Source organism: Rasiella sp. SM2506 (assembly GCF_050859505.1).
Classification (GTDB): Bacteria; Bacteroidota; Bacteroidia; order Flavobacteriales; family Flavobacteriaceae; genus Marinirhabdus.
This window is the reverse complement of sequence record NZ_CP193934.1, coordinates 152,904-174,354: the sequence shown is the minus strand read 5'-3', so window position 1 is coordinate 174,354 and position 21,451 is coordinate 152,904. Positions and strand designations below refer to the sequence as shown.

Below are 21,451 nucleotides of genomic sequence, written 5' to 3'. Positions count from 1 at the left end.
ATATTTGGCGTTTGTTTTTCACTATGAAATTGCTTAGAGCTATTGTTTTATTATGTGTTTGTTGTCAAGGTGTTCTGGCACAACAAAATGAACTAAAATTTAATGAAGTTAAAGCAGAATATTTCTTCGGAACTATTATTGAACACAATCCAGACATTTCTCATTTAATAACAGGACATCCGTCAGGGCTCATTTTAAGTTACAGCCGTAAACCGTATGGCTATAATGAATGGGAGGGGCGCTATAACTACCCGGATTGGGGGTTTACCTACATCTTTCAGGATTTAGATAATCAATTTTTAGGACAGGTACATTCGGTATATGGGCACTTTAACTTTTATTTTTGGAAACGCAGATTGTCCATAGGTATTGGACAAGGAGTTGGTTATGCTACCAATCCCTACGATCCGGAAACTAATTTCGAGAATAATGCCTACGGTAGCGATTTTTTAAGCTCCACCTTACTTAAATTTAATTTTGTACAAGAAAATATTATAGATGGTTTGGGGGTTACTTTGGGTATGGGAGTGATTCACTATTCTAACGCAAACTTTAAAGCACCCAACAATAGTACCAATACATTTTACATTAGTGCGGGAGCTACCTATTTGTTTAATTCCATTAACTATCCGGAAGCGCTTGTACCTGTAGCTTGGGGAAGTGAATTTTATTCAGAACCCATCCATTATAACTTTGTAGTTAGATCTGGTGTGAATGAAGCAGATGTAAATGGCTTGGGGCAATATCCATTTATAACTTTATCTGCCTTTGTCGATAAACGTATTAATTACAAGAGCAGCTTTCAGTTAGGAACAGATTTGTTTATTTCAGGAATGATCGAAAGATTAATAGAGTACAGATCTATCGCCTTTACGAGCGATGGCTTAAGTGGAGATGAAGATGCGAGAAGAATAGGTGTTTTTGTGGGCCACGAATTACGATTTAACAAAGTAGCATTTGTATCTCAACTAGGCTATTACGTCTATTGGCCTTATGAATTTGAAAATCGCGTTTATAATAGATTGGGTTTAAAAAGGTATATTACTGAAAATTTATTTGGCTCAATAACTGTAAAGGCTCATTATGCGAAAGCAGAAGCTGTTGAATTTAGTCTTGGTATACGTCTATAGCATATGAAAAAGTTAGCTTTTATTGGATTTTTAGTTGTGTTGGTTAGCTGTAACACAGATGGTCTGGGAGATTGTTTTCAAAACGACAATGGAGATATTGTAAGGCAAGAGTTTGAAGTAGATGTCTTTAAGAGAATTATTGTTTTTGATAGAGTTAAACTTTATATTTCTCAGGGCCCTGTACAAAAAGTAATCGTAGAGTCTCCAGATAATTTAATCTCGGAAGTGGTAGTAAGATCTGAAGATAGCATCCTTAAAATTAAAGACAATAATAGTTGCAATCTATTGCGTGACTTTGAAACCACAAAAGTGTATGTAACCTCTCCGGAAATTGACCTTATAAGGAATAGTTCCGGCAGTACGGTTGAAGATATTGGAATTATTTCTTTTGATAGGCTAGAACTAGTATCTGAAGATAGACTGTTAGATGATGAATTCCATACAGATGGTGACTTCGATTTGGACGAATTAAACACCAATGGGATAATTATTAATGCCAATGGAATTTCTACATTCAAATTAAAAGGAAGAACTAGAGGTTTTCAAATTGGTCTTTTTGATAGCGATGCACGTGTTGAAGCAGGAGAACTAAAGGCTAGAACCATTAATATATTTCACAGGAGCACGAATAAAATTATATGTTTTCCAACAGATTCATTGCGAGGAACCATTGTAGGGTTAGGAGATGTGATTGCAAAGAACAGACCTCCTTTTGTAGATGTGGAGGAACTTTTTACAGGTAGGTTAATCTTTGAATAAGTCCCGGTATTAGACTTTAAACTGTCTAAAATGATGGTCTAAATGTTTGTATTGCATTTTCCCCCACTGCTCTTTTGTTAACTCCCCAAAACTTGGATGCGGTTTCCAGTCTTCACGCTCGCGTTGTGCTTCAAATTCAATTAATAATTGTTCTAGGTGTTGCTTTTCAGTAGTAAAATCTCTTGGTGTTGTTTCCTTGAATTGTTTCACAGTGGGTAAATTTTTTCTCCACGGTTTGTCGCTATACATAGCTTTTTTAAAGAACGTTTTTACAAACCAATTGGGCTTTAGGTTGTAGTTTTCTTTTTCTAAGATAACATTGAGAGGTAATTGACAATGATGCATCATTTGCCCAGAAGTCATTTTTCCCCATTGTTTTTCTGAATTTTCAGAAAGGCTACCCAAACGAGTTCTAATTTCGTTTAATGCTTCAGTTTCAAAAAGTGATTTCATACGATAGCGTATTGATTTTCAAAATTTTATTGAAATTTAAAGATACATCATTATCTTTATTGAAATTAGCATTCTTTTGAAAGATACTTCTTCTTTTTCTATTAAAAACTGGAACCAGGATGATCGCCCGCGAGAAAAATTCTTGTCCAAAGGAAGAACGGCGTTGTCCGATTCTGAACTCATTGCAATTTTAATAGGCAGTGGCAGTAGAGAGGAGAGTGCCGTAGAGCTTAGCAAGCGTATTTTGGCAGGAGCCAATAATAATTTGAATACGCTTGGAAAAATGGACGTAAAAGAATTGATGCACTATAAAGGCATAGGCGAGGCAAAAGCAATAACCATTGTAGCTGCGCTGGAACTAGGAAGGAGAAGAAGTGGGGAAGAAGGCTTAAAACAAAAGAAAATTACCTCCAGCCAATCTGTTTTTGAACTTTTGCAACCCATTATTGGAGAATTGCCACACGAAGAATTCTGGATTATATATCTTAATAATTCTAACAAAGTATTACAAACTACCCAACTTAGTAAGGGAGGAATAACAGGCACGCTGGTAGATGTAAGGCTTGTATTTAAGAATGCCTTGCAACTTGGCGCTGTGGCTGTAATCCTGGGACACAATCACCCAAGCGGTACATTAAAGCCTAGCAATGCTGACAAAACGCTCACACAAAAACTCAAAATAGCAGGGGAAAGTCTGGATATAAAAGTGCTAGACCATCTTATTGTCACCGAAAACAGCTACTTTAGCTTTGCAGACGAAAATCTTTTATAGCGCTAATGCTTCTTGTGTATTCCCAAAAATTAACGACCAGACTTTCCTATTCCTTTAAACATATTTTTTTAAGGATTTTAGGGATAGATGTAAGGTTCACCTCAGTTCTGGAAGAATTTATAGCCTACGAAGACCCAAAAATGTCTTACGGTAAGCACCCTTTGGGGAATGAGTTTTTTGTACAGGAACATGGATTGTTGGCAGAGAACGGTATTGAATCTATAGAGATTCTATTGAAAGAATGGGATGATATTCCCGCCTTTTTCCCAACCATTGAAAAAAGTGCCATCCCTTTCGATATTTTTGCAGCTTCCTTTTATTTATTAAGTCGTTACGAAGAGTATTTGCCTCACGTTAAAGACACAAAAGGAAGATATCCAGCCGCAGAAAGCCTAGCATTTCAGAATAATTTTTTAGAACTACCTATTGTAGATATGTGGGCCTATAAATTAAAGGTGGTGTTACAGCAATCGTTTGAAAATATAAAGTTTCCACATAAGCAATTAATGCTTCACAACGTTATTTCGGTACAGCGTCCTTTTGCCTACAACCAAAAGGGTTTTTTTAGATCTTTCTTGTGTTATTTCCAGGACTTTACAAAAGGTAGGTTTAAGAATAATTTTTATCGCACTCAGGTGTTGTTAGGCATTAGAAAAGACCCTTTCGATACGTTTACCTGGATTGTTAATATAGCCAAACGCAGTACCTCCAAAATGACAGCCTTTTTTCTATTAGGCGAAAATGAAGAATATCAAGACAGCTTAAACACGCATAGAAAAGCATTTCAATTATTAGTGAAATATGTAGCAGATTATAAAGAAGTTGGGTTGCTATATTCTGCGTCTTCTATAACCAAATTTGCTACCCTAGAAGAAGAAGTAAAGCGTATGGAAAGTACTATAAACCGAAATGTAGTTAGTGCCAAACAATCTAATTACTTCGTAAATCTACCAGAAAATTACCGAAACCTTATTGAACTTGAAATTGAAAAAGACTTTACCATGGCCTATTACGATACCCCGGGATTTAGGGCAGGGACATGCACACCATTTCTTTTTTACGATTTAGATTTTGAAATAAAAACACCATTAATCTTGCATCCTATTGCCTTAGCTTCAACAGCAATGCAACATGAAAAAGCAGAAAAAATAGAAGCCAAAATTCAAAATCTTATGCAAAAAGTAGCACAAGTAAATGGCGTTTTTAGTGTGGTACTGAGCAACGAAAATTTTACTTCAGAAGAAGAAAATAGGGTATGGCGAAAATTGTTTTCAGAAACCCTCCAAAATTATGAATAATTGTACGGACATTTTCTTTGATTTAGACCATACGTTATGGGATTTTGACCAAAATTCGGGTCTTGCATTTCAGCAGGTTTTTCAGAAATTTAACATTGAAGTGGCTTTAAACGACTTTCTGGCCATTTATGAACCTATTAATTTTAATTATTGGAAAGCCTACAGAGAAGAACGGGTAACCAAGGAGCAATTGCGCAGAGGAAGACTGTTGGACTCTTTCAGAGATTTAAAAGTTTCGTACCCTCTGGCTATTATAGATGCTATGGCGGTTTCATATATTGAAGAATTACCAATACATAATCACCTGCTGCCAGGAGCTATGGAAATTTTGGAATATCTTCATCCCAATTACAAACTACATATTATCACCAATGGGTTTCAGGAAGTACAAAACATAAAGTTGAAAAAGAGCAATATTGCTCATTATTTTAAAACCGTAACGTCTTCGGAAGAAGTGGGTGTTAAAAAGCCTAATCCTTTAGTGTTTCAAACGGCTCTTAAAAAAGCCAATACCACGGCTGCCCAATCTATTATGATAGGAGATACTTTTGAAGCCGATATTTTAGGAGCCGAAGGCGTAGGGATGCAATCCCTTTTTTATAATTACAGAAAAGAGGAAATCCCTACTACTTATCCCTTAGTAAATCATCTCTTAGAAATTAAAACCTTTTTGTAAGTATACTAATCCGTTTGTTTGTGGCGTTATACTTGTAAATCCCCAAACATGAAAACAAATCTATGGCTTTCTTTTGCCATGATATTTTGCTTAGGTATGTTGCTTTCTTGTGTTAAAGACACAGATTTTGACCAGGCAGATGATATAGCCCTTACTCCAGTTGTAGAGCTTGACCTTATTTTCTTTACACTCACCCCACCGGATTTTTTCGATTCTATTACTCAGGCACCAAGGTTAACTGTGGTGGATACTACGGAAATTAGATTTCTTGACGATACTGGAATACAAGAAAATCTTAAACGAGCTGAGTTTTTATTCAGTTTTACGAATAGCATTCCTCGTTCTTTTAATGTAGATTTTCAGTTTTTAAGCGAACAAAACGACACTACGTATACTACTCAAACAACAGTGAATCAAGGAACGGTAGCTTCACCAGAAATCACTTTGTTCACACAAAATGTAGAAGGAGAAGAAATACTGCAACTTACACAAGCGAATAAGGTTGTCGTTTCAGTAACAATACCCTCTACAGACCAAAACTTAGAGGGAGCGCTTAACCTTCAGTCTAAAACTACCTACTTCTTAGAAATAAAGGATTGAGCAAAATTACTATGAAAAAGTATTGGATTCTATTTTTTGCCCTTTGGGTTGGCGATGCCATTTCTCAAAACAAACAAGTGCTGTATGGCCTAAATGATGCACCACAAAGCCTTATGCTTAATCCCGGCGGCATGGTGCCTCAAGAAAAACACTTTGGAATTCCCTTTTTATCTCAAATCCATATTAATGGAGGTGCTTCGGGGGTTTCGGTTTTCGATATTTTTGGAGAAAGTGATGTAGACATTAATACAAGAATTAGAAACAAAATATTTGAACTTGACAATACAGACTTCTTTACGGTGACACAGCAATTGGAGTTGTTAAGTTTTGGGTGGAAAAATAAAAATGATATATACTTCTCTGGCGGTGTCTATGAAGAACTGGATTTTATCACCTATTTTCCGCGGGATCTAGCAATTCTTGCTTGGGAAGGAAACCGTGATTATTTGGACTATCCGTTTAATTTAGGGGAACTTAGTTTTACGGCAGATTTGTTAACGGTGTATCATTTTGGAGCCAATAAGCAAGTTACAGATAAATTGACCTTAGGCGCCAGGCTCAAGGTGTATTCCAGTCTTATTTCCTTCAGCAGTACAAATAACTCGGGTACATTTACTACGTCTCTGGATGAAGATGGTGTTAATATTTATGACCATACTATTGAAAATGCCGATATTACTGTCAATACCTCGGGATATGCTTCTTTAAGAGATTTGGATGGTGCAGGGGAGGTGAGCAGCAAAATATTAGGAAGATCTTTCTTTGGTGGCGATTTGGGTGTAGGCGTAGATGTAGGGGCTACTTATCAAGTTACAGATCGTATTACCACTACGGCAAGCATACTAGATTTTGGTGCCATTTTCTACGGAAAAGATACCGAAAACTATCAGGCACAAGGAGATTACAACCTTAATGGTATTGAGCTTATATTCCCTCAATTGTCGGATGGTGAAACTGCATTCCCATATTTTGATACTCTTGAAGATGACCTAGAACGTGAGGTGCCTATTGATACCTTAACAAATTCGTATACAAGGTTTAGGCCTATGAAAATGAATGCCAGCCTAGAATATGGTTTTGGAGATTCTTTTGGTGGGAATGTTTGTGATTGTCTAAACAAAGGGACAGGAGGCATTTGGCAACAAGCCGTTGGAATGCAGTTTTATAGTATTTTACGACCCAAAGGACCTCAATTTGCAGGGACTGCTTATTACAGGAGAAAATTTGGAAACTTCCTTAGTGGAAAAGTAACCTACACGGTAGATGCGTTTAATACGTCCAATTTAGGTCTTGGAGCTGTGGTGGATGTAGGGAAATTTAACTTTTATATTACTGCAGATAACATACTGCGATACGGAAATATAGCCAAGGCAAAAAGTGTATCTTTACAGCTAGGATTTAATATTAAGATAGATGAACAGTAAAATTTTTGCCATTACCTTTTTATTGACAGTAAGCAGCTATTTGGGATTTTCTCAGCAGTCAATGAGTGAGTATAGTTATATAGAAGTGCCAGAGATATATGATTTTCAAGAATCAAAAGATCAGTATCAGATTAATTCTCTCACTAAATTTCTTTTTAATAAATATGGTTTTCACGCATATTTTTCGAAAGAATTACCAAACGTAACCAAGTGTGACGGGTTGTATGCCGATGTAGAAACTGAACTCGGTTTTATTTATACAAAAATGGTTGTAGTTGTTAGGGATTGTAATGGCGTAGAACTTTTCCGAAGTGCCGAAGGTAGAAGTAAATTAAAAGAATTCAATAAAACATATAACCAGGCATTAAGAAACGCTTTTAAAAGTTTTGAAAGTCTGGATGTTTCGCAAAAGGAAATAGAAGTAGAACCCGTTACCATAAACACCACAACTACTGAAACCGATACCCAATTGGCTGCTGTAATAACAACCAAAGAAAGTAGTCTTCCATCCATTACATTCTCTAGCTATACACATGCAGGAAGTTCTTATTTACTTAGAAAGACTTTATCGGGCTATTCATTATTCCAAGAGGTTCTGGGAGCAGAGAATGATTTATTGCTTGTGGGTAGGGTAAGTTTTCAAGATACAGCAATGCAGTTTACTAATTTGGTTGGGGAAGTAGCTTCTGCTAGATTCGATCCAAATATGAACCTTACCATCAGCTTCCCATCTGGTGAAAAGGAGTATGTTTTGACTACAAATTAAAAAGAATATTTATCTTTCCATAGCGTTTTTAAATACTCGCTTATACGATGTTCTTTAGGGTTGTTGCCTGGTTTATAAAGAGAAGTACCTTTTATTTCTTCTGGTAAGAATTCGTGTGGCACAAAATTACCTTGATAGCTATGCGCGTACTGATAGGCTTTTCCATATCCTAATTCTTTCATAAGTTTTGTAGGAGCGTTTCTAATAGATAAGGGTACAGACAGGTCGCCAGTTTGTTTAACTAGCTGCTGCGCTTTGTTTATGGCCTCATAGCTCGCATTACTCTTAGGAGAAGTGGCGAGATAAAGAACGCATTGGCTTAAAACAATCCTAGCCTCCGGATATCCAATGGTAGTCACTGCTTGAAACGTATTGTTAGCAAGAACTAGCGCAGTAGGATTGGCATTACCAATATCTTCAGCAGCTAGAATTAAGAGACGTCTGGCAATAAATTTCACATCTTCTCCACCTTCAATCATTCTTGCTAGCCAGTATACGGCAGCATTCGGGTCACTTCCACGTATAGATTTTATAAAGGCTGAAATAATATCGTAATGTTGCTCACCAGTTTTATCGTAAAGTACCGTGTTCTTTTGAACTTTTTGCAGCACAAGATCGTTGGTGACTGTAACATCGGTGTTGTTTTCTGAAAGCACCACCAACTCCAGCATATTCAGTAATTTCCTGGCATCGCCGCCAGAAAGACGTATGAGTGCTTCGGTTTCCTTTAGTTTAATAGTAATTTTTGAAAGCTTCGTATCTATTTTTATAGCCCTCTCTAAGAGGTTATTTAAATCTTCTTTATTGAAGGCTTTCAGTACATAAACCTGACAGCGAGATAACAATGCCGGAATCACCTCAAAACTTGGATTTTCTGTAGTGGCTCCAATAAGTGTTACCCATCCTTTTTCTACAGCACCAAGTAGAGAATCCTGTTGCGATTTACTAAAACGATGTATCTCGTCTATAAAAAGAATTGGATTTTTAGTGGTAAACAGGCCGTCCCCTTGTTTTGCTTTTTGTATTACATCTCTTATGGCAGCAACACCGCTATCTATAGCACTCAAGCTATAAAAAGGTCTTTTGGATTCATTGGCTATGATAGTCGCCAAGGTTGTCTTTCCAGTTCCTGGGGGGCCCCATAAAATTAATGAAGAGAGAACACCTGTATTAAGTTGAGAGCTTAACGAACCTTTAGGTCCTACCAAATGCTGTTGGCTCAAATATTCATCGAGATTTTTTGGTCTTATTCTTTCAGCTAATGGTGTATTCATTTGGTAAATTTACAACAATCAAAATATTGAAAACTGACAATTTATCACTATTTATAAATTGGGCGTATTTTTGAATATGAAAACCTATGGCTACAAAAAAACCACTAGAATTTACATTAGATGTTATATGCTATCCGTTGCTTTTTGTGTTTATCGCGTGGGTAGTATTTTGGATAGAAACTAGATTCAAAATAAATTTGAACTATTTGGGAATTTTACCACAAAAGGCAGAAGGCTTACGGGGTATTTTTTTAGCGCCTTTTATTCATAGTAGCCTCAAACATCTGTTTAACAATTCTATTCCACTACTGGTGCTAGGATCGGCTCTTTTCTACTTTTATCGAAACATTAGATGGAAAATATTCTTTCTAGGTTTTTTATTAACGGGATTGCTTACCTGGCTCATAGGTCGTCCAGCGTTACATATTGGAGGTAGTGGGATAGTGTATCTGCTAGCTTCGTTTCTTTTCTTTAAAGGTATTTTGTCTAAACAATATCAATTAACAGCATTAGCACTCGTAGTTGTATTTTTATATGGTAGTTTACTGTGGTATTTGTTTCCTATAGATCCTAAAATATCATGGGAAGGACATCTTTCAGGATTTTTAGTGGGTTTTGTTTTAGCGCTTTTTTTTAGAAAGAATCCTGTGGAAAATAAGAAATTTGAATGGGAGAAAGATTCTTACAACGAAGAAGATGATGATTTTATGAATTATTTTGATGACGACGGAAATTTTATTGAAATGCTTCCTGAAGTTGAAGAACCGGATGACATACCAACCTCGGCAAAAGAAGATGAAACGTCTTTCAAAATTACAGTAAATTATTCTTATAAGTCATCTTCAGATACCAAAGGAACATCATAAAGAACGCTGTCTCAGGATTTCATATAAAAAGGCTCCACAGGCAACAGAAACGTTTAAAGAATTTATGGTTCCTATGAGTGGGAGGGAAGCAGACTCATCTACTAAGGATAATACAGATTTTGATACTCCTTTTCCTTCAGAGCCTAGAATTAAGGCCAGAGGTTTATTAAAATCTTTGGAATACAGAGTTTCTTCACTTTTTTCAGACGCTGCGATTGTGGTAATCCCTGACCCTTGTAAGTAGAATATTGCATCCTTAATGTGGTCTACTTTACATATGGGAATGCTAAATATGGCTCCTGCAGATGTTTTAACGGTATCTCCACTAACTGGAGCACCCCCTTTTTTCTGAATAATTACAGCGTCAACTCCTGTACATTCAGCTGTTCTTAAAATAGCACCAAAGTTTCTTACATCACTAATTTGATCTAATATAATAAATAGAGGAGTCTCTTTGGTCTTGAGTATGTTTTCTACAGTTTCCTCAAGAGGTGGAAAAGAAATAGGAGAGGTTACAGCTACCAGACCTTGATGATTCCCGTGTGTTAATCTGTTCAGTTTTTCAACGGGTACTATATTTATACTTACACCAACTTTTTCTGCATCGTCGAGAATGGATTGGATTTTTGGATTTTGAATATCCTTTTGTACATATAATTTATCAATCACGATATCTGCTTTTAAAGCTTCAAGGATTGGGTAGATTCCGAATATCTTATTTTCTTTCTTCATAGTGTAAAAGTAAAAAACCACCACGTTAAACGTGATGGTTTTTTATATTAAATTATTAAAATTTAATTATTCAACGGGTGGGTTAGAGAATTCAACTTCATAGTTGAATGCTTGTAACAAACCTTCAGCACCTAAAAGCGCAACCGATTCGTTGTTTGCTCCATTCCACATACCTGGCTCAGGTACAAAATCTGGATCACTAGGATCTAAATCTGGCGTAGGCTCTAAAAATTCTGTAGCAGTAAAGTCATACAAAACACCATCTACTGTAACAACTTTTCCTAAAAATTGAAAGCTATCACCTTCTTCAAAAGTTGAAATATCAACTCCAAATAATGAAGCCATATCCGCTCCTGTAAAACTTACGTCAAAAGGAAATGTTGTAGTACTTCTAAAAGATAAGGTATCTGTTGTAGCTCCAGTGAAATCTCCTACCACCATCAATTCGTAAGTGGCTATGTTACCATTAGGATCTTCGGTCGTTGCAGTAAAGCTTGCACTTAATGGATCTGCACCAGCATTAAATTCTGGCATTGATACAAATTTTACAAATCCACCATTGGTCAATTGAGGTACAGGTAATTTGTCCTCGTCTTCACAGCTTGTAAGTGTAGTAAGCCCAATTGCTGCAATAAAAGCTAATGTTATATATTTAAAATTTTTCATAATAGAATTTTGTTTAAATTAATTAATCCAAGTTATCACCACCTCTAGTATCCCAGAATACTTTTGTTAGTACAGATCTCTGCTGAATATTTGGGTTACCATCTACTTCAATAAGTGGGTATTGGAATGATCTTGGAAATGCACCAGCTGCAGTCACAGGAGCTTGAAGATCTGGCAAACCAGTTCTTCTATATAAATTATAAGGCTCTACACCGTTACCCCAAGCTGCAAGAAAGTATTCTTTTGAAACTACTGCCAGTTTACCATTTGCATTTGCAGCATCATATTCAGTTAATACAGAGTTTACATAATTATTAATGTCTGCATCTGTCATTTCAAAAGCACCATTGTCTGCAGTACCTGCGAAATCACGAACTTTGTTCATGCTTCTTCTTATTCCTGTCTCAAGTAAAGTTCTAGGATTTCCGTTAGCACCAATAGTTAAAGCAGCTTCTGCAAGAGTAAAATGTGTGAAAGATGCAAGAAATATTGGACGAATACCAGCTCCGGCAAGACTTTCGCTTGAAGATGCAACCGTAGGGGTTGGTGTTGCTTGGTCTGCGTCAAAAGCTCCACCTCCTGGGTAAATTCCATAAGCAGTTCTTCTTAAACCATCATTAGGAAGACCTTCATTATCTGCGTGGTCTCTACCCCAATATGCATTTCCTACGTAACAATAATCGTATATATTAACGCCTTCACATGGAATATCATTTCCTGTTGGAGCATTAGAAGTCTGACGGTAGAAGTAATATCTAGCACGAGGGTCTACAGGAGTATCAGTTTCAGGGAATGGTTGCTGGGCATCACCAACATTCATAAAATCAAATAAGTTGTTACTCATACGGGCACCAGCACCGGCTGAACCATAACTACTACCAAAGAATGGGTGTGTACTACTAGGGTTTGTAGCAGTTGAGTATTGGAATTGAAAATCTTCATCATTTTGATCAATGATGTTAGAAGCAGCAGCAGCATTAAAACCAGCTACGTTCCCTGTATTTAGATACGCTCTAAGTTTTAAAGTATTTGCTACATTAATCCAATTAGCCGTATCAAAATCTTGAAAGTATAAATCATCTGGAATTCTCGCTTGAGTAGCATCTCCTAAATTTAAGTTTGCAATAGCAGCATCTAAAAGTTCTAATTGAGCTGCATACACTGCTGCACCAGAATCTAGATTAGGGTTAGGAAATTCACTTGGTTGTACAGCCTCACTAAAAGGAACTTCATCCAAATAGTCAACTAGTAACATATAAGCATATGCTTCTATAATTTGAGCGACACCTACGTGGTAAGGAATACCTCCATTGTCAGCTTGAACGTCATTAATTCCTTGCAAAAGATCTATGTTCGAAAACATTTGATACGATTGACTAAAAGAAGTGTTTAACGTAGTGTTAGATACAGCACCGCTGTATGAATCAAATAAATTGATTTGTCTTACAATAGCTCTAGATGAACCATCATAACCTCCAACAACAGTATTAAAAGTAAGCTGAATATCGTTTAAGACGAAGTTAGGGTCAGCATTATCAGTAGTAACGTCATTAGGGCTTACTAGAAGCTCTAATTCTGACGTTTCACAGCTTGCGAACAAAGCTATTACTCCAGAAAGTAGTGTTATTTTTAATAAATTTTTCATAATATTTTATATAGGTTTTAAGTACATTATTAAAACAATCGAGGCAGGTTTTTACTACCTCGATTGTGTACTTTTTTTTTAGAATGTTGCTTTTACACTAAATGAATATCTTCTGTTAGAAGGTCCAGTTTGGAAATCCAAACCTTGTCCGTTACCAACACCAGTACTCAAAGCCTCAGGATCGAAGTTGAATTCATCAGGAATGTTGAACGTTTTAACATAAAGATTCTGTCCAGATAAAGAGAATGTAACATTTCCAAAAGGAGTTCTGTCTAGCATTTTCTCGTTTAAGCTGTAAGCAAGAGATACGTCTCTAACTCTAAAGTGAGATGCATCATAGATACCTTGACCAACTGGATCAACTAAGTTGATAAAGAATACGTCGTTAGCACTAATCTGAATTGTGTTATCAATAAAGTTTCCGCTACCATCAAGTAAAGGTTCACCTGTGTTAGGATTCGCTAAAATACCTGGTACTACATAACTTCCTTCTCTATTGTCAACATTTACCTTAGTAACACCACGTCTGTAGTATTGTGAAGCAGTTTGAGAAAATATATCTCCTCCATGCTGATATTCAAATTGAGCAGAAAGCGATAGTCCTTTGTAAGAGAATGTATGAATTGTTGTAGCATTCCAGTCTGGATTAGGATCACCAACAGTTAAAATCTGATCTGTTAAATCTAAAGTACCACTATCAATAATTTTACCGTCATTTGGATTTATCAATAATAAGCCTTCATTGCTAATTCCAAGAGGATTATCGTCATTAATACTTGCTGGGTTATAACGAGCAGCATATGTTCCTTTGATTACTCCTAAGGCTTCTCCTTCTGAAGCGTAGTTACCTAGTCCAATAAAACCTGCAAAAGGGAACGCTTCAAGACCACCTAAATCAACAACTTGATTTTCGTAAGCTGTAAAGTTATTTCTAACAGACCAAGTAAAGTTCTCAGTTTGAAGTGGAATAAAATCTAATCCTAATTCAACACCTTTAATTTCACTTTCTGCAATGTTGTCATTGATAAAGCTAAATCCAGTAGATGGATTAACAGGTCTGTTTACAATTTGATCTTCAATAGTTCTCTTGTATACTGTAGCATCAAGTGTTAATCTACGCTTGAAAAATTCTGCTTCAACACCAAGTTCAAATTCTTTCTGAAGCTCTGGCTTAAGATTTGGATTTGGACTAGTTGTAGGTAAAGAGTTAATTGTTGTTGGGTCTCCACTAGGACGTACAAAAGCGTTAGGATTTGTAGTTAATGTTGCACGTGTTCCATATAATCCAGGGAAACGAGCAGAAGTACCGTAACCAGCTCTAAGCTTTAAGAAATTTAAAGCGCCACTGTTTCCAAATCCATCTAATGAAGTAGGGATGAAAGAGACAGAAGCTCCAGGATAGAAAATAGATCTATTTTCACGCTCTACATTTGAACCCCAGTCATTTCTACCAGAAAGAGTAAGGAATACAAAGTTTCCATAATCAAAAGATGCTTCACCATAGGCACCTAAGATGTTTCTTTCAGATTCAAAGTCTAAGTTAGCCCCTGTTGTAGGGTCAATGTTAGCCTGTGTTGTAAAGTTTCTGTGATTAGCGAAATTAAATACGATTTGGTCAGAACTTGTGATACCAAATTGGTTGTACTCATCACGTCTCGCATTAAATCCTAACTGTGCAGTTAAGTCGAAATCTTCGGCCAACTGAATGTTGTTAAAACTAAAGTTTAAGTTGTGGTCAAAGATAAAGTTAGTACCTGAGGTAGTTCTTAAGAAACCATTCAAGTTTGGTGCATCATAAGGATCAGTAGAAGATCCTTTTGCTACTCTAAACTCTTGTCTTTCCGTATAGGTATCAAGACCAAAACGGTACGAAGCTAAGATGTTATCTGAAATTTCGTAAGAAGTGGCAAGTTTACCATAAAAACGATTCGTTATTTGCTCTGTACCAGCATAGTTTAATAACCAATTTGGGTTATCTTGATCACTACGGTAGTATACGTTAGAATTGTCGTTAGGATTCTGGAACGGTAAGTTATTTAAATCCAAGTTACGTGGAATAAATAAGGTACGTGCAAAAATAGATAAAGAACCAACAGCATTGTTTGCAGCAATAGGCGGAGTGTTTACACGCAAATTACTGAAGTTAGCAGTACCGTTAAAACTAAATTTGTTAGACAATTTAGTAGATCCACCCATACCAAGGTTGTAACGAGTTAATCCGTTGTTAGGGATATAACCGTCTTCTGTAGTATAACCAAAGTTAATGTTATAACGACTATCACCATTAGGTGCGCCAGAAACGTTTACAGAAGTAGTGTTACCCAGTCCTGTTTTAAAGAAATCCTTTACGTTATCTTCTGCTGCATTATAAGGAATCTGTAAATCCATAAATTGTGGGAATATACCTGGATCGGTTTCAGTACCACCATAGCTAGCCGCATATGGGTGATCAATTAGGATTCCAGTATCAAGAAGTCCACCCCAGTTACCAACAAATCCTGGATCTGGAAGGTTGTCTGAACCTTGTCCGTATTTGTTCTGGTATTCTGGTAAGTTCGAAATTTGTGTAATATAAACAGACTGAGAAAGTGTTACCTCAAACTTCTTGTTCAATTCTTTCTTACTTCCGTTTTTAGTTGTAATTAATACAACCCCATTTCTACCTTGCTGACCATACAATACAGCAGCACTTAATCCTTTAAGGATACTAATGCTTTCGATGTTGTTAGGGTCTAAATCTAAGAAACGGCTACTAGTAACAGAGTTACCACCGTCAAAGCCAGATTGTTGGTTAGTTCCACCATCAAAAGGCACACCATCAACAATAAACAAAGGTTGGTTGTCACCATTAATCGAACTCTTAGAACGAATAATAAAGTTGGTTCCAGAACCAGTGGCACCACCAGTACCTGTAACTTGAACACCGGCTACTTTACCGTTTAATGATCTCACTACGTCAGACTCTGGTTTATTTTCAACTGCTTCTGCCTCTAAAGTACTTACGGCATAACCCAGTGCTTTTTTCTCTCTAGGTATACCATAACCAGTTACAACTACTTCGTCAAGCGCTTGTGCATCTTCTTCCATTTGGATGTTGATGCTACTTGAAGCGGCCGATACCGGACGCTGAGTAGTTTTGAATCCCACATAGCTGTATACGATCGTTTGGCCTGCACTTGCTGAGATGGAGTAATTACCATCAAAATCAGATTGCGTACCAACCGTCGTACCTTTTACGAGGATGTTAACTCCTGGGAGTGGTAAACCGCTATTGTCGGTCACCGTACCGGAGATTGTTTTTTCTTGTGCGAACGTGAGTTGCACTACTAACGCTAGCAATAGCGTCAAAATTCCACTAAACTTTGTTCTCATTTTATAAATTATTTGAATTAGCCAATGCCAAAAATCACAATAAAAAGTTAATTACACAACTTTTTAAACTTAAAATTTGGTTTTTTTTTAATCTCAGTGTTAAGCTATTGTTAGCTTTATCTAAAATTGTGAGGAAAGACTAAGGTGTATTTTAGTGTTTGAAAATCTAAATGATTGATTTTCAGAGCTACCATTTGCGATGTTAAAGCGCAAAATACCTCCTTTTGTTTGTAGTCCTATTCCTAGACCAAAGCTATACAATTTTTCCTTTACATCTACAGGTTTATTTTCAAAATAGCCTAGGTCAATAATGCTGTGGACGTACAGCCCGGGGTTAAGGATGTAGCGATATTCTGTATTCAAAACTGAAAAAAGAGAAGCGTCTATACTGTTTTCATTAAAACCACGTATGCTATTGATACCTCCGAAGCGAAATAATTCGTTCGTGAAATAGGTTTCACTAAATAGAATGCTGGAACTGTTTTGAAGATACAGGGAGTTGTTTTCATTTATATTAAATATATGGTTTGCTAACGCCGAAAGACGTGTTTGGTTTTCTTGTAGGCCTTTGCTTTCTCTTTTTCCAAATTCAGATCCTAGTTGTAATTCGGTTTTTTTCGGAAATAGTTTTGAATTTTGCGGGATAATTACAATCCCGCCAGCTGTTAAAAATGAAGCGTTATAATCTTCTACCGCTATACCCGCTATTGCCTCGTCCAGTAGGTTGCTGCTTTCGTATCCCTTATACCCAATGTAAACCGATGATATGGTGTTGACCTGGTAGGTTACTTGGGCTTCTTGTTGTGTGGTGACAAAGGTACTGTCTCTTTTAAAAATATTTAATTCCAAACTAATTCCAAAAGGGGACTTCAATAAGTAAGGCATTTTTGCCTTGGCGCGAAAATTTACCTGTTCGTTGCCGTCTGCCTTGTAATTAATAAGGAGTTGTTCGCCAAAATTCAAATTATTGTTCAATTCAAGATTTAAATATCCATTTAATTGAAGTCTTTGTGTTTCTTCATCGGTAGCAAATCCTAGAATACCATCAAAGAGGTTATTGTTTTGTTTTTCGATATAAAAATAAGCTGTTGTAGATTCTTTTCTGAAAAGTACCTCGGGTGCTTTTGTGGTGTTGGCGAATCCTAAATTGTCTATTACCGAATTTTGTTGTAATAATTTATTTCTATTAAAAGTCTTGCCTGTTTTAATACCTGCATAATATTTTAAAAAAGATCTGGGAAACTTGTCATATCCTTTTATTACAATAGAATCTAATATCCTAAAACTTTTTCCTTGCGTGCCAAGGGTTGCAGTTACAAAAGTATCTTTGGTCTCTACCTTTGTAAGTTTTAATCTGGCAAAGGTGTTTCCTGTTTCTGTTTGTAGGTTGTTTAGTTTTTGAAGAGAGGCTTCGGCAGTTTCAAAATTTAAGATAAAATAATTGTCTTCTACCTCTTCGGAAATTTGCCTCAGTTGCTTTTTGCTGAAACTGGAATCCGAATAAAAAACTTTAATGAGTTTGTATTTTGGTCCTAAGAAATAGTTGGCAATGTAGCTGGAGTCATTTTTCTTTTCCAGAGATTTATTTTTAGCATCTATAAAACCTAAGCGGTATAATTTGTGAACAAGAGAGTCTGCGCCAGCTTTTAAAGAAAGAAAGTCTTTAAATTTTGGTTGTGATAACAAGCTGTCTCTTAGGGATTCCGAAATAGGTTTTTCGGCTTCTATCTCTAAATATAATTGCTGTGCAAAAGCCCCTTGGTTAAGAAGGGTATATATATTAAGGTATAAAAAAACGTAAAAAATTTGTTTCAAGTACAGGGCTATTTGTGCAGTAAATCTAACGTTTCAGAAGCGGTTTTCATATAGTAAAACAGTGTTTATTAAAAAGGTTTGTAAAATAAGTGAGTTGGTGTTTGAATAATCAAATAAAAATTCTACCTTTGCGCCCCCTTATAGTGGGGAAATTATATTATTAATTTAAGTATAACAGGATTTTATGCCAACTATTTCACAATTAGTACGAAAAGGAAGGACCAAAATAACCAAGAAGAGCAAATCGGCTGCCTTGGATTCGTGCCCGCAACGCCGCGGAGTGTGTACGCGTGTTTATACCACTACTCCTAAAAAACCAAACTCAGCAATGCGTAAAGTTGCGCGTGTACGTTTGACAAATGGAAAAGAGGTTAACGCATACATCGGAGGCGAGGGACACAATCTACAGGAACACTCGATAGTATTGGTTAGAGGTGGAAGGGTGAAGGATTTGCCAGGAGTTAGATACCACATCGTTCGTGGAGCCTTAGACACCGCTGGTGTTGCAGGTAGAACACAACGTAGGTCTAAGTATGGTGCCAAACGCCCTAAGAAGTAATTTTAAACAGTTTTAAAACGAAGAAATGAGAAAAAGAGCAGCCAAAAAAAGACCGCTTTTACCGGATCCAAGGTTTAATGACCAATTGGTGACACGTTTTGTGAATAACATGATGTGGGATGGGAAAAAGTCGGTGGCTTTTAAAGTATTTTACGATGCAATTGATATCGTAGAAGAGAAAAAAACAGACGAAGAAAAAACAGGCTTAGAGCTTTGGAAAGATGCCCTTTCTAATGTAATGCCTCACGTAGAAGTGCGTAGTCGCCGAGTAGGTGGAGCTACGTTCCAGATACCTATGCAAATTCGTGCAGACCGTAAAATATCTACTGCTATGAAGTGGTTGATTGGATTCGCAAGAAAGCGTAATGAAAAATCTATGGCTCAAAAATTAGCTTCAGAAATTTTGGCAGCAGCCAAGGAAGAAGGAGCAGCAGTCAAGAAGAAAACGGACACGCATAAAATGGCCGAAGCAAACAAAGCATTCTCACATTTCAGATTCTAAAAAATGGCAAGAGACTTAACATTAACAAGAAACATAGGGATTGCCGCGCATATTGATGCTGGTAAAACCACTACAACAGAGCGTATTTTATTCTATACGGGAGTTTCTCATAAAATTGGAGAAGTACACGATGGTGCTTCTACAATGGACTGGATGGAGCAAGAGGCAGAGAGAGGTATTACAATTACTTCTGCTGCAACTACGTGTGATTGGACTTTTCCAAAAGAAAATGGAGAGCCAACTGAAGAAGCGCAAGATTATCACTTTAATATTATAGATACTCCAGGTCACGTTGATTTTACGGTAGAAGTAAACCGTTCTTTACGTGTTCTTGATGGGTTGGTATTCTTATTTAGTGCAGTTGATGGTGTAGAGCCGCAATCTGAAACTAACTGGAGATTAGCAGATAATTATAAAGTGCCAAGAATTGGTTTCGTGAATAAAATGGACCGTCAAGGTGCTAATTTCATGGAAGTTTGTCAGCAAGTTAAAGATATGTTGAAGTCCAACGCTGTGCCAATTGTATTAAACATTGGTGAAGAAGATGGCTTTAAAGGTATCGTAGATTTAGTGAAAAACAGAGCTATTGTTTGGCACGATGATAATTACGGATCTACATTTGATGTAGTTGAAATTCCTGAAAATATGAAAGACGAAGTGCGTAAGTATCGTGCTTTGTTAATCGAAGAAGTAGCGAGTTACGATGAGAACTTGTTAGAGAAATTCATGGAAAATGAAAATTCTATTACAGAAGAAGAAGTGCACGCTGCGCTTAGAGCTGCTGTAATGGATATGGCTATTATTCCTATGGTTTGTGGTTCTTCTTTTAAAAATAAAGGAGTTCAGTTTTTATTAGATGCCGTGTGTCGTTACTTACCTTCTCCAATGGACAGAGAAAGTGTAATAGGAGTTAATCCAGATACAGATAAAGAAGAAAGACGTAAGCCTAGTGTTAACGAACCTTTTGCTGCTTTAGCATTTAAGATTGCGACAGATCCTTTTGTGGGGCGTTTAGCATTCTTTAGAGCATATTCTGGTCGTTTAGATGCAGGATCTTATATTTTGAACAATCGTTCTGGTAAGAAAGAACGTATTTCTCGTATTTATCAAATGCACTCTAATAAGCAAAATGCTATCGATTTTATCGAGGCAGGTGATATTGGTGCGGCAGTAGGATTTAAAGATATCAAGACAGGGGATACCATGTCTGATGAAAAACATCCAATTGTTTTAGAATCTATGGACTTCCCGGATCCTGTAATTGGTATTGCGGTGGAGCCTAAGACGAAGGCAGATGTTGATAAAATGGGTATGGCTTTGGCTAAATTAGCTGAAGAAGATCCAACTTTTACAGCTAGAACAGATGAAGCTTCAGGACAGACCATTATTTCTGGAATGGGAGAGCTTCACTTAGATATTATTGTAGATCGTTTGAGACGTGAGTTTAAGGTTGAAGTAAACCAAGGGCAGCCTCAAGTAGAGTATAAAGAAGCAATTACAAGAAAAGCGGAACACAGAGAGGTTTATAAAAAGCAATCTGGTGGACGTGGTAAATTTGCCGATATCGTATTTACATTAGAGCCAGCAGACGAAGGAAAAGAAGGTTTAGAGTTTGTATCTGCTATTAAAGGTGGTAACGTTCCTAAGGAATTTGTCCCTTCAGTAGAGAAAGGATTTAAGATGGCAATGGTAAACGGACCTTTAGCAGGATACGAAGTAGATGCTATGAAAGTTACCTTGACGGACGGATCTTATCACGATGTCGATTCTGACCAACTTTCATTTGAGCTTGCTGCTAAATTAGGATTTAAAGCTGCTGCCAAAGCTGCGAAAGCAGTAATAATGGAGCCTATTATGAAAATTGAGGTGATTACACCTGAAGAGAATATGGGTGATATTGTAGGAGATCTTAACCGAAGAAGAGGGCAAATGACTAGTATGGGTGATCGTGCCGGTGCAAAAACAGTTAAAGCAACTGTACCTCTTTCTGAAATGTTTGGATATGTAACTACGTTACGTACCCTTTCATCTGGTCGTGCAACATCAACAATGGAATTTTCACATTATGCAGAAACTCCTTCTAATATTTCAGAAGAAGTAATTGCAAAAGCAAGAGGAACCGCTAACGCTTAATATTTCAGC

19 protein-coding genes are annotated in these 21,451 nt (G+C 36.8%); 12 read left to right on the top strand and 7 right to left on the bottom strand.

Annotation, left to right across the window (positions count from 1 at the left end):
- Window positions 1-23: 23 nt before the first annotated feature.
- Entirely contained in the window at window positions 24-1,130 is a 1,107-nt protein-coding gene (locus ACQ2HF_RS00895) for an acyloxyacyl hydrolase (protein ID WP_432411628.1), read from the top strand.
- 3 nt (window positions 1,131-1,133) lie between these two features.
- On the top strand, window positions 1,134-1,889 hold the full coding sequence (locus ACQ2HF_RS00890; protein ID WP_432411627.1) for a head GIN domain-containing protein: 756 nt from the start codon (window positions 1,134-1,136) through the stop codon (window positions 1,887-1,889).
- Window positions 1,890-1,898: 9 nt separating this feature from the next.
- On the opposite strand, the gene ACQ2HF_RS00885 is transcribed toward ACQ2HF_RS00890, so the two are convergent.
- On the bottom strand, window positions 1,899-2,342 hold the full coding sequence (locus ACQ2HF_RS00885) for a DUF1569 domain-containing protein (RefSeq protein ID WP_432411626.1): 444 nt from the start codon (window positions 2,340-2,342) through the stop codon (window positions 1,899-1,901).
- A gap of 76 nt (window positions 2,343-2,418) precedes the next feature.
- On the opposite strand from ACQ2HF_RS00885, the gene radC reads away from it, so the two are divergent.
- Genes radC through ACQ2HF_RS00855 form a run of 6 tightly spaced genes read left to right on the top strand, consistent with a single transcriptional unit; the run spans window position 2,419 to window position 7,878 of the window.
- On the top strand, window positions 2,419-3,114 hold the full coding sequence (radC, locus tag ACQ2HF_RS00880; protein ID WP_432411625.1) for a RadC family protein: 696 nt from the start codon (window positions 2,419-2,421) through the stop codon (window positions 3,112-3,114).
- Window positions 3,115-3,119: 5 nt separating this feature from the next.
- The gene (locus ACQ2HF_RS00875) at window positions 3,120-4,412 is read left to right on the top strand and encodes a DUF7033 domain-containing protein (RefSeq protein ID WP_432411624.1); all 1,293 of its coding nucleotides are present in this window, start codon (window positions 3,120-3,122) and stop codon (window positions 4,410-4,412) included.
- Window positions 4,405-5,088, top strand: a complete 684-nt coding sequence (locus tag ACQ2HF_RS00870; protein ID WP_432411623.1) for a YjjG family noncanonical pyrimidine nucleotidase — start codon at window positions 4,405-4,407, stop codon at window positions 5,086-5,088. Before ACQ2HF_RS00875 ends, ACQ2HF_RS00870 begins: the two co-directional genes overlap by 8 nt.
- Window positions 5,089-5,136: 48 nt before the next feature.
- Window positions 5,137-5,688, top strand: coding sequence for a hypothetical protein (locus ACQ2HF_RS00865; protein ID WP_432411622.1), 552 nt, complete (start codon window positions 5,137-5,139; stop codon window positions 5,686-5,688).
- An 11-nt stretch (window positions 5,689-5,699) separates the two neighbouring features.
- On the top strand, window positions 5,700-7,112 hold the full coding sequence (locus ACQ2HF_RS00860; protein ID WP_432411621.1) for a DUF5723 family protein: 1,413 nt from the start codon (window positions 5,700-5,702) through the stop codon (window positions 7,110-7,112).
- On the top strand, window positions 7,102-7,878 hold the full coding sequence (locus ACQ2HF_RS00855; RefSeq protein ID WP_432411620.1) for a hypothetical protein: 777 nt from the start codon (window positions 7,102-7,104) through the stop codon (window positions 7,876-7,878). Before ACQ2HF_RS00860 ends, ACQ2HF_RS00855 begins: the two co-directional genes overlap by 11 nt.
- Here the strand turns inward: ACQ2HF_RS00855 and ACQ2HF_RS00850 are convergent.
- Entirely contained in the window at window positions 7,875-9,152 is a 1,278-nt protein-coding gene (locus tag ACQ2HF_RS00850) for a replication-associated recombination protein A (protein WP_432411619.1), read from the bottom strand. The two genes, ACQ2HF_RS00855 and ACQ2HF_RS00850, sit on opposite strands and share 4 nt — an antisense overlap.
- Window positions 9,153-9,238: 86 nt before the next feature.
- Here ACQ2HF_RS00850 and ACQ2HF_RS00845 point away from each other — a divergent pair, with 86 nt between their 5' ends.
- Complete coding sequence (locus ACQ2HF_RS00845) at window positions 9,239-10,018, top strand: rhomboid family intramembrane serine protease (protein ID WP_432411618.1); 780 nt, start codon at window positions 9,239-9,241, stop codon at window positions 10,016-10,018.
- Here the strand turns inward: ACQ2HF_RS00845 and rlmB are convergent.
- The 5 genes from rlmB to ACQ2HF_RS00820 form a co-directional block, all read right to left on the bottom strand.
- Complete coding sequence (gene rlmB, locus ACQ2HF_RS00840) at window positions 10,013-10,750, bottom strand: 23S rRNA (guanosine(2251)-2'-O)-methyltransferase RlmB (RefSeq protein ID WP_432411617.1); 738 nt, start codon at window positions 10,748-10,750, stop codon at window positions 10,013-10,015. The genes ACQ2HF_RS00845 and rlmB overlap by 6 nt on opposite strands.
- A 66-nt stretch (window positions 10,751-10,816) precedes the next feature.
- Window positions 10,817-11,416 (bottom strand): hypothetical protein, encoded by a 600-nt coding sequence (locus tag ACQ2HF_RS00835; RefSeq protein WP_432411616.1) that lies wholly within the window; start codon window positions 11,414-11,416, stop codon window positions 10,817-10,819.
- Window positions 11,417-11,438: 22 nt separating this feature from the next.
- Window positions 11,439-13,061: a SusD/RagB family nutrient-binding outer membrane lipoprotein gene (locus ACQ2HF_RS00830; RefSeq protein WP_432411615.1), complete on the bottom strand. Its 1,623-nt coding sequence runs from the start codon at window positions 13,059-13,061 to the stop codon at window positions 11,439-11,441.
- Window positions 13,062-13,139: 78 nt separating this feature from the next.
- The gene (locus ACQ2HF_RS00825) at window positions 13,140-16,433 is read right to left on the bottom strand and encodes a SusC/RagA family TonB-linked outer membrane protein (protein WP_432411614.1); all 3,294 of its coding nucleotides are present in this window, start codon (window positions 16,431-16,433) and stop codon (window positions 13,140-13,142) included.
- 120 nt (window positions 16,434-16,553) lie between these two features.
- Window positions 16,554-18,248, bottom strand: coding sequence for a POTRA domain-containing protein (locus tag ACQ2HF_RS00820; protein ID WP_432411613.1), 1,695 nt, complete (start codon window positions 18,246-18,248; stop codon window positions 16,554-16,556).
- A gap of 184 nt (window positions 18,249-18,432) precedes the next feature.
- On the opposite strand from ACQ2HF_RS00820, the gene rpsL reads away from it, so the two are divergent.
- From rpsL to fusA, 3 genes are read left to right on the top strand one after another with little or no spacing between them, the layout of a single operon-like run.
- The gene (rpsL, locus tag ACQ2HF_RS00815) at window positions 18,433-18,807 is read left to right on the top strand and encodes a 30S ribosomal protein S12 (protein WP_432411612.1); all 375 of its coding nucleotides are present in this window, start codon (window positions 18,433-18,435) and stop codon (window positions 18,805-18,807) included.
- Window positions 18,808-18,832: 25 nt separating this feature from the next.
- A complete protein-coding gene (gene rpsG, locus ACQ2HF_RS00810) occupies window positions 18,833-19,309 on the top strand; it encodes a 30S ribosomal protein S7 (RefSeq protein ID WP_432411611.1) in 477 nt (158 codons plus the stop codon).
- Window positions 19,310-19,312: 3 nt separating this feature from the next.
- A complete protein-coding gene (fusA, locus tag ACQ2HF_RS00805; protein ID WP_432411610.1) occupies window positions 19,313-21,442 on the top strand; it encodes an elongation factor G in 2,130 nt (709 codons plus the stop codon).
- Window positions 21,443-21,451: the final 9 nt, after the last annotated feature.

Bases quoted from the DNA above. Each gene is read 5' to 3' on its own strand.
- ACQ2HF_RS00895 (WP_432411628.1), top strand. From the start codon at position 24: ATGAAATTGCTTAGAGCTATTGTTTTATTATGTGTTTGTTGTCAAGGT.
- ACQ2HF_RS00890 (WP_432411627.1), top strand. From the start codon at position 1,134: ATGAAAAAGTTAGCTTTTATTGGATTTTTAGTTGTGTTGGTTAGCTGT.
- ACQ2HF_RS00885 (WP_432411626.1), bottom strand. From the start codon at position 2,342: ATGAAATCACTTTTTGAAACTGAAGCATTAAACGAAATTAGAACTCGT.
- ACQ2HF_RS00875 (WP_432411624.1), top strand. From the start codon at position 3,120: ATGCTTCTTGTGTATTCCCAAAAATTAACGACCAGACTTTCCTATTCC.
- ACQ2HF_RS00870 (WP_432411623.1), top strand. From the start codon at position 4,405: ATGAATAATTGTACGGACATTTTCTTTGATTTAGACCATACGTTATGG.
- ACQ2HF_RS00865 (WP_432411622.1), top strand. From the start codon at position 5,137: ATGAAAACAAATCTATGGCTTTCTTTTGCCATGATATTTTGCTTAGGT.
- ACQ2HF_RS00860 (WP_432411621.1), top strand. From the start codon at position 5,700: ATGAAAAAGTATTGGATTCTATTTTTTGCCCTTTGGGTTGGCGATGCC.
- ACQ2HF_RS00855 (WP_432411620.1), top strand. From the start codon at position 7,102: ATGAACAGTAAAATTTTTGCCATTACCTTTTTATTGACAGTAAGCAGC.
- ACQ2HF_RS00850 (WP_432411619.1), bottom strand. From the start codon at position 9,152: ATGAATACACCATTAGCTGAAAGAATAAGACCAAAAAATCTCGATGAA.
- ACQ2HF_RS00845 (WP_432411618.1), top strand. From the start codon at position 9,239: ATGGCTACAAAAAAACCACTAGAATTTACATTAGATGTTATATGCTAT.
- rlmB (WP_432411617.1), bottom strand. From the start codon at position 10,750: ATGAAGAAAGAAAATAAGATATTCGGAATCTACCCAATCCTTGAAGCT.
- ACQ2HF_RS00835 (WP_432411616.1), bottom strand. From the start codon at position 11,416: ATGAAAAATTTTAAATATATAACATTAGCTTTTATTGCAGCAATTGGG.
- ACQ2HF_RS00830 (WP_432411615.1), bottom strand. From the start codon at position 13,061: ATGAAAAATTTATTAAAAATAACACTACTTTCTGGAGTAATAGCTTTG.
- ACQ2HF_RS00825 (WP_432411614.1), bottom strand. From the start codon at position 16,433: ATGAGAACAAAGTTTAGTGGAATTTTGACGCTATTGCTAGCGTTAGTA.
- rpsL (WP_432411612.1), top strand. From the start codon at position 18,433: ATGCCAACTATTTCACAATTAGTACGAAAAGGAAGGACCAAAATAACC.
- rpsG (WP_432411611.1), top strand. From the start codon at position 18,833: ATGAGAAAAAGAGCAGCCAAAAAAAGACCGCTTTTACCGGATCCAAGG.
- fusA (WP_432411610.1), top strand. From the start codon at position 19,313: ATGGCAAGAGACTTAACATTAACAAGAAACATAGGGATTGCCGCGCAT.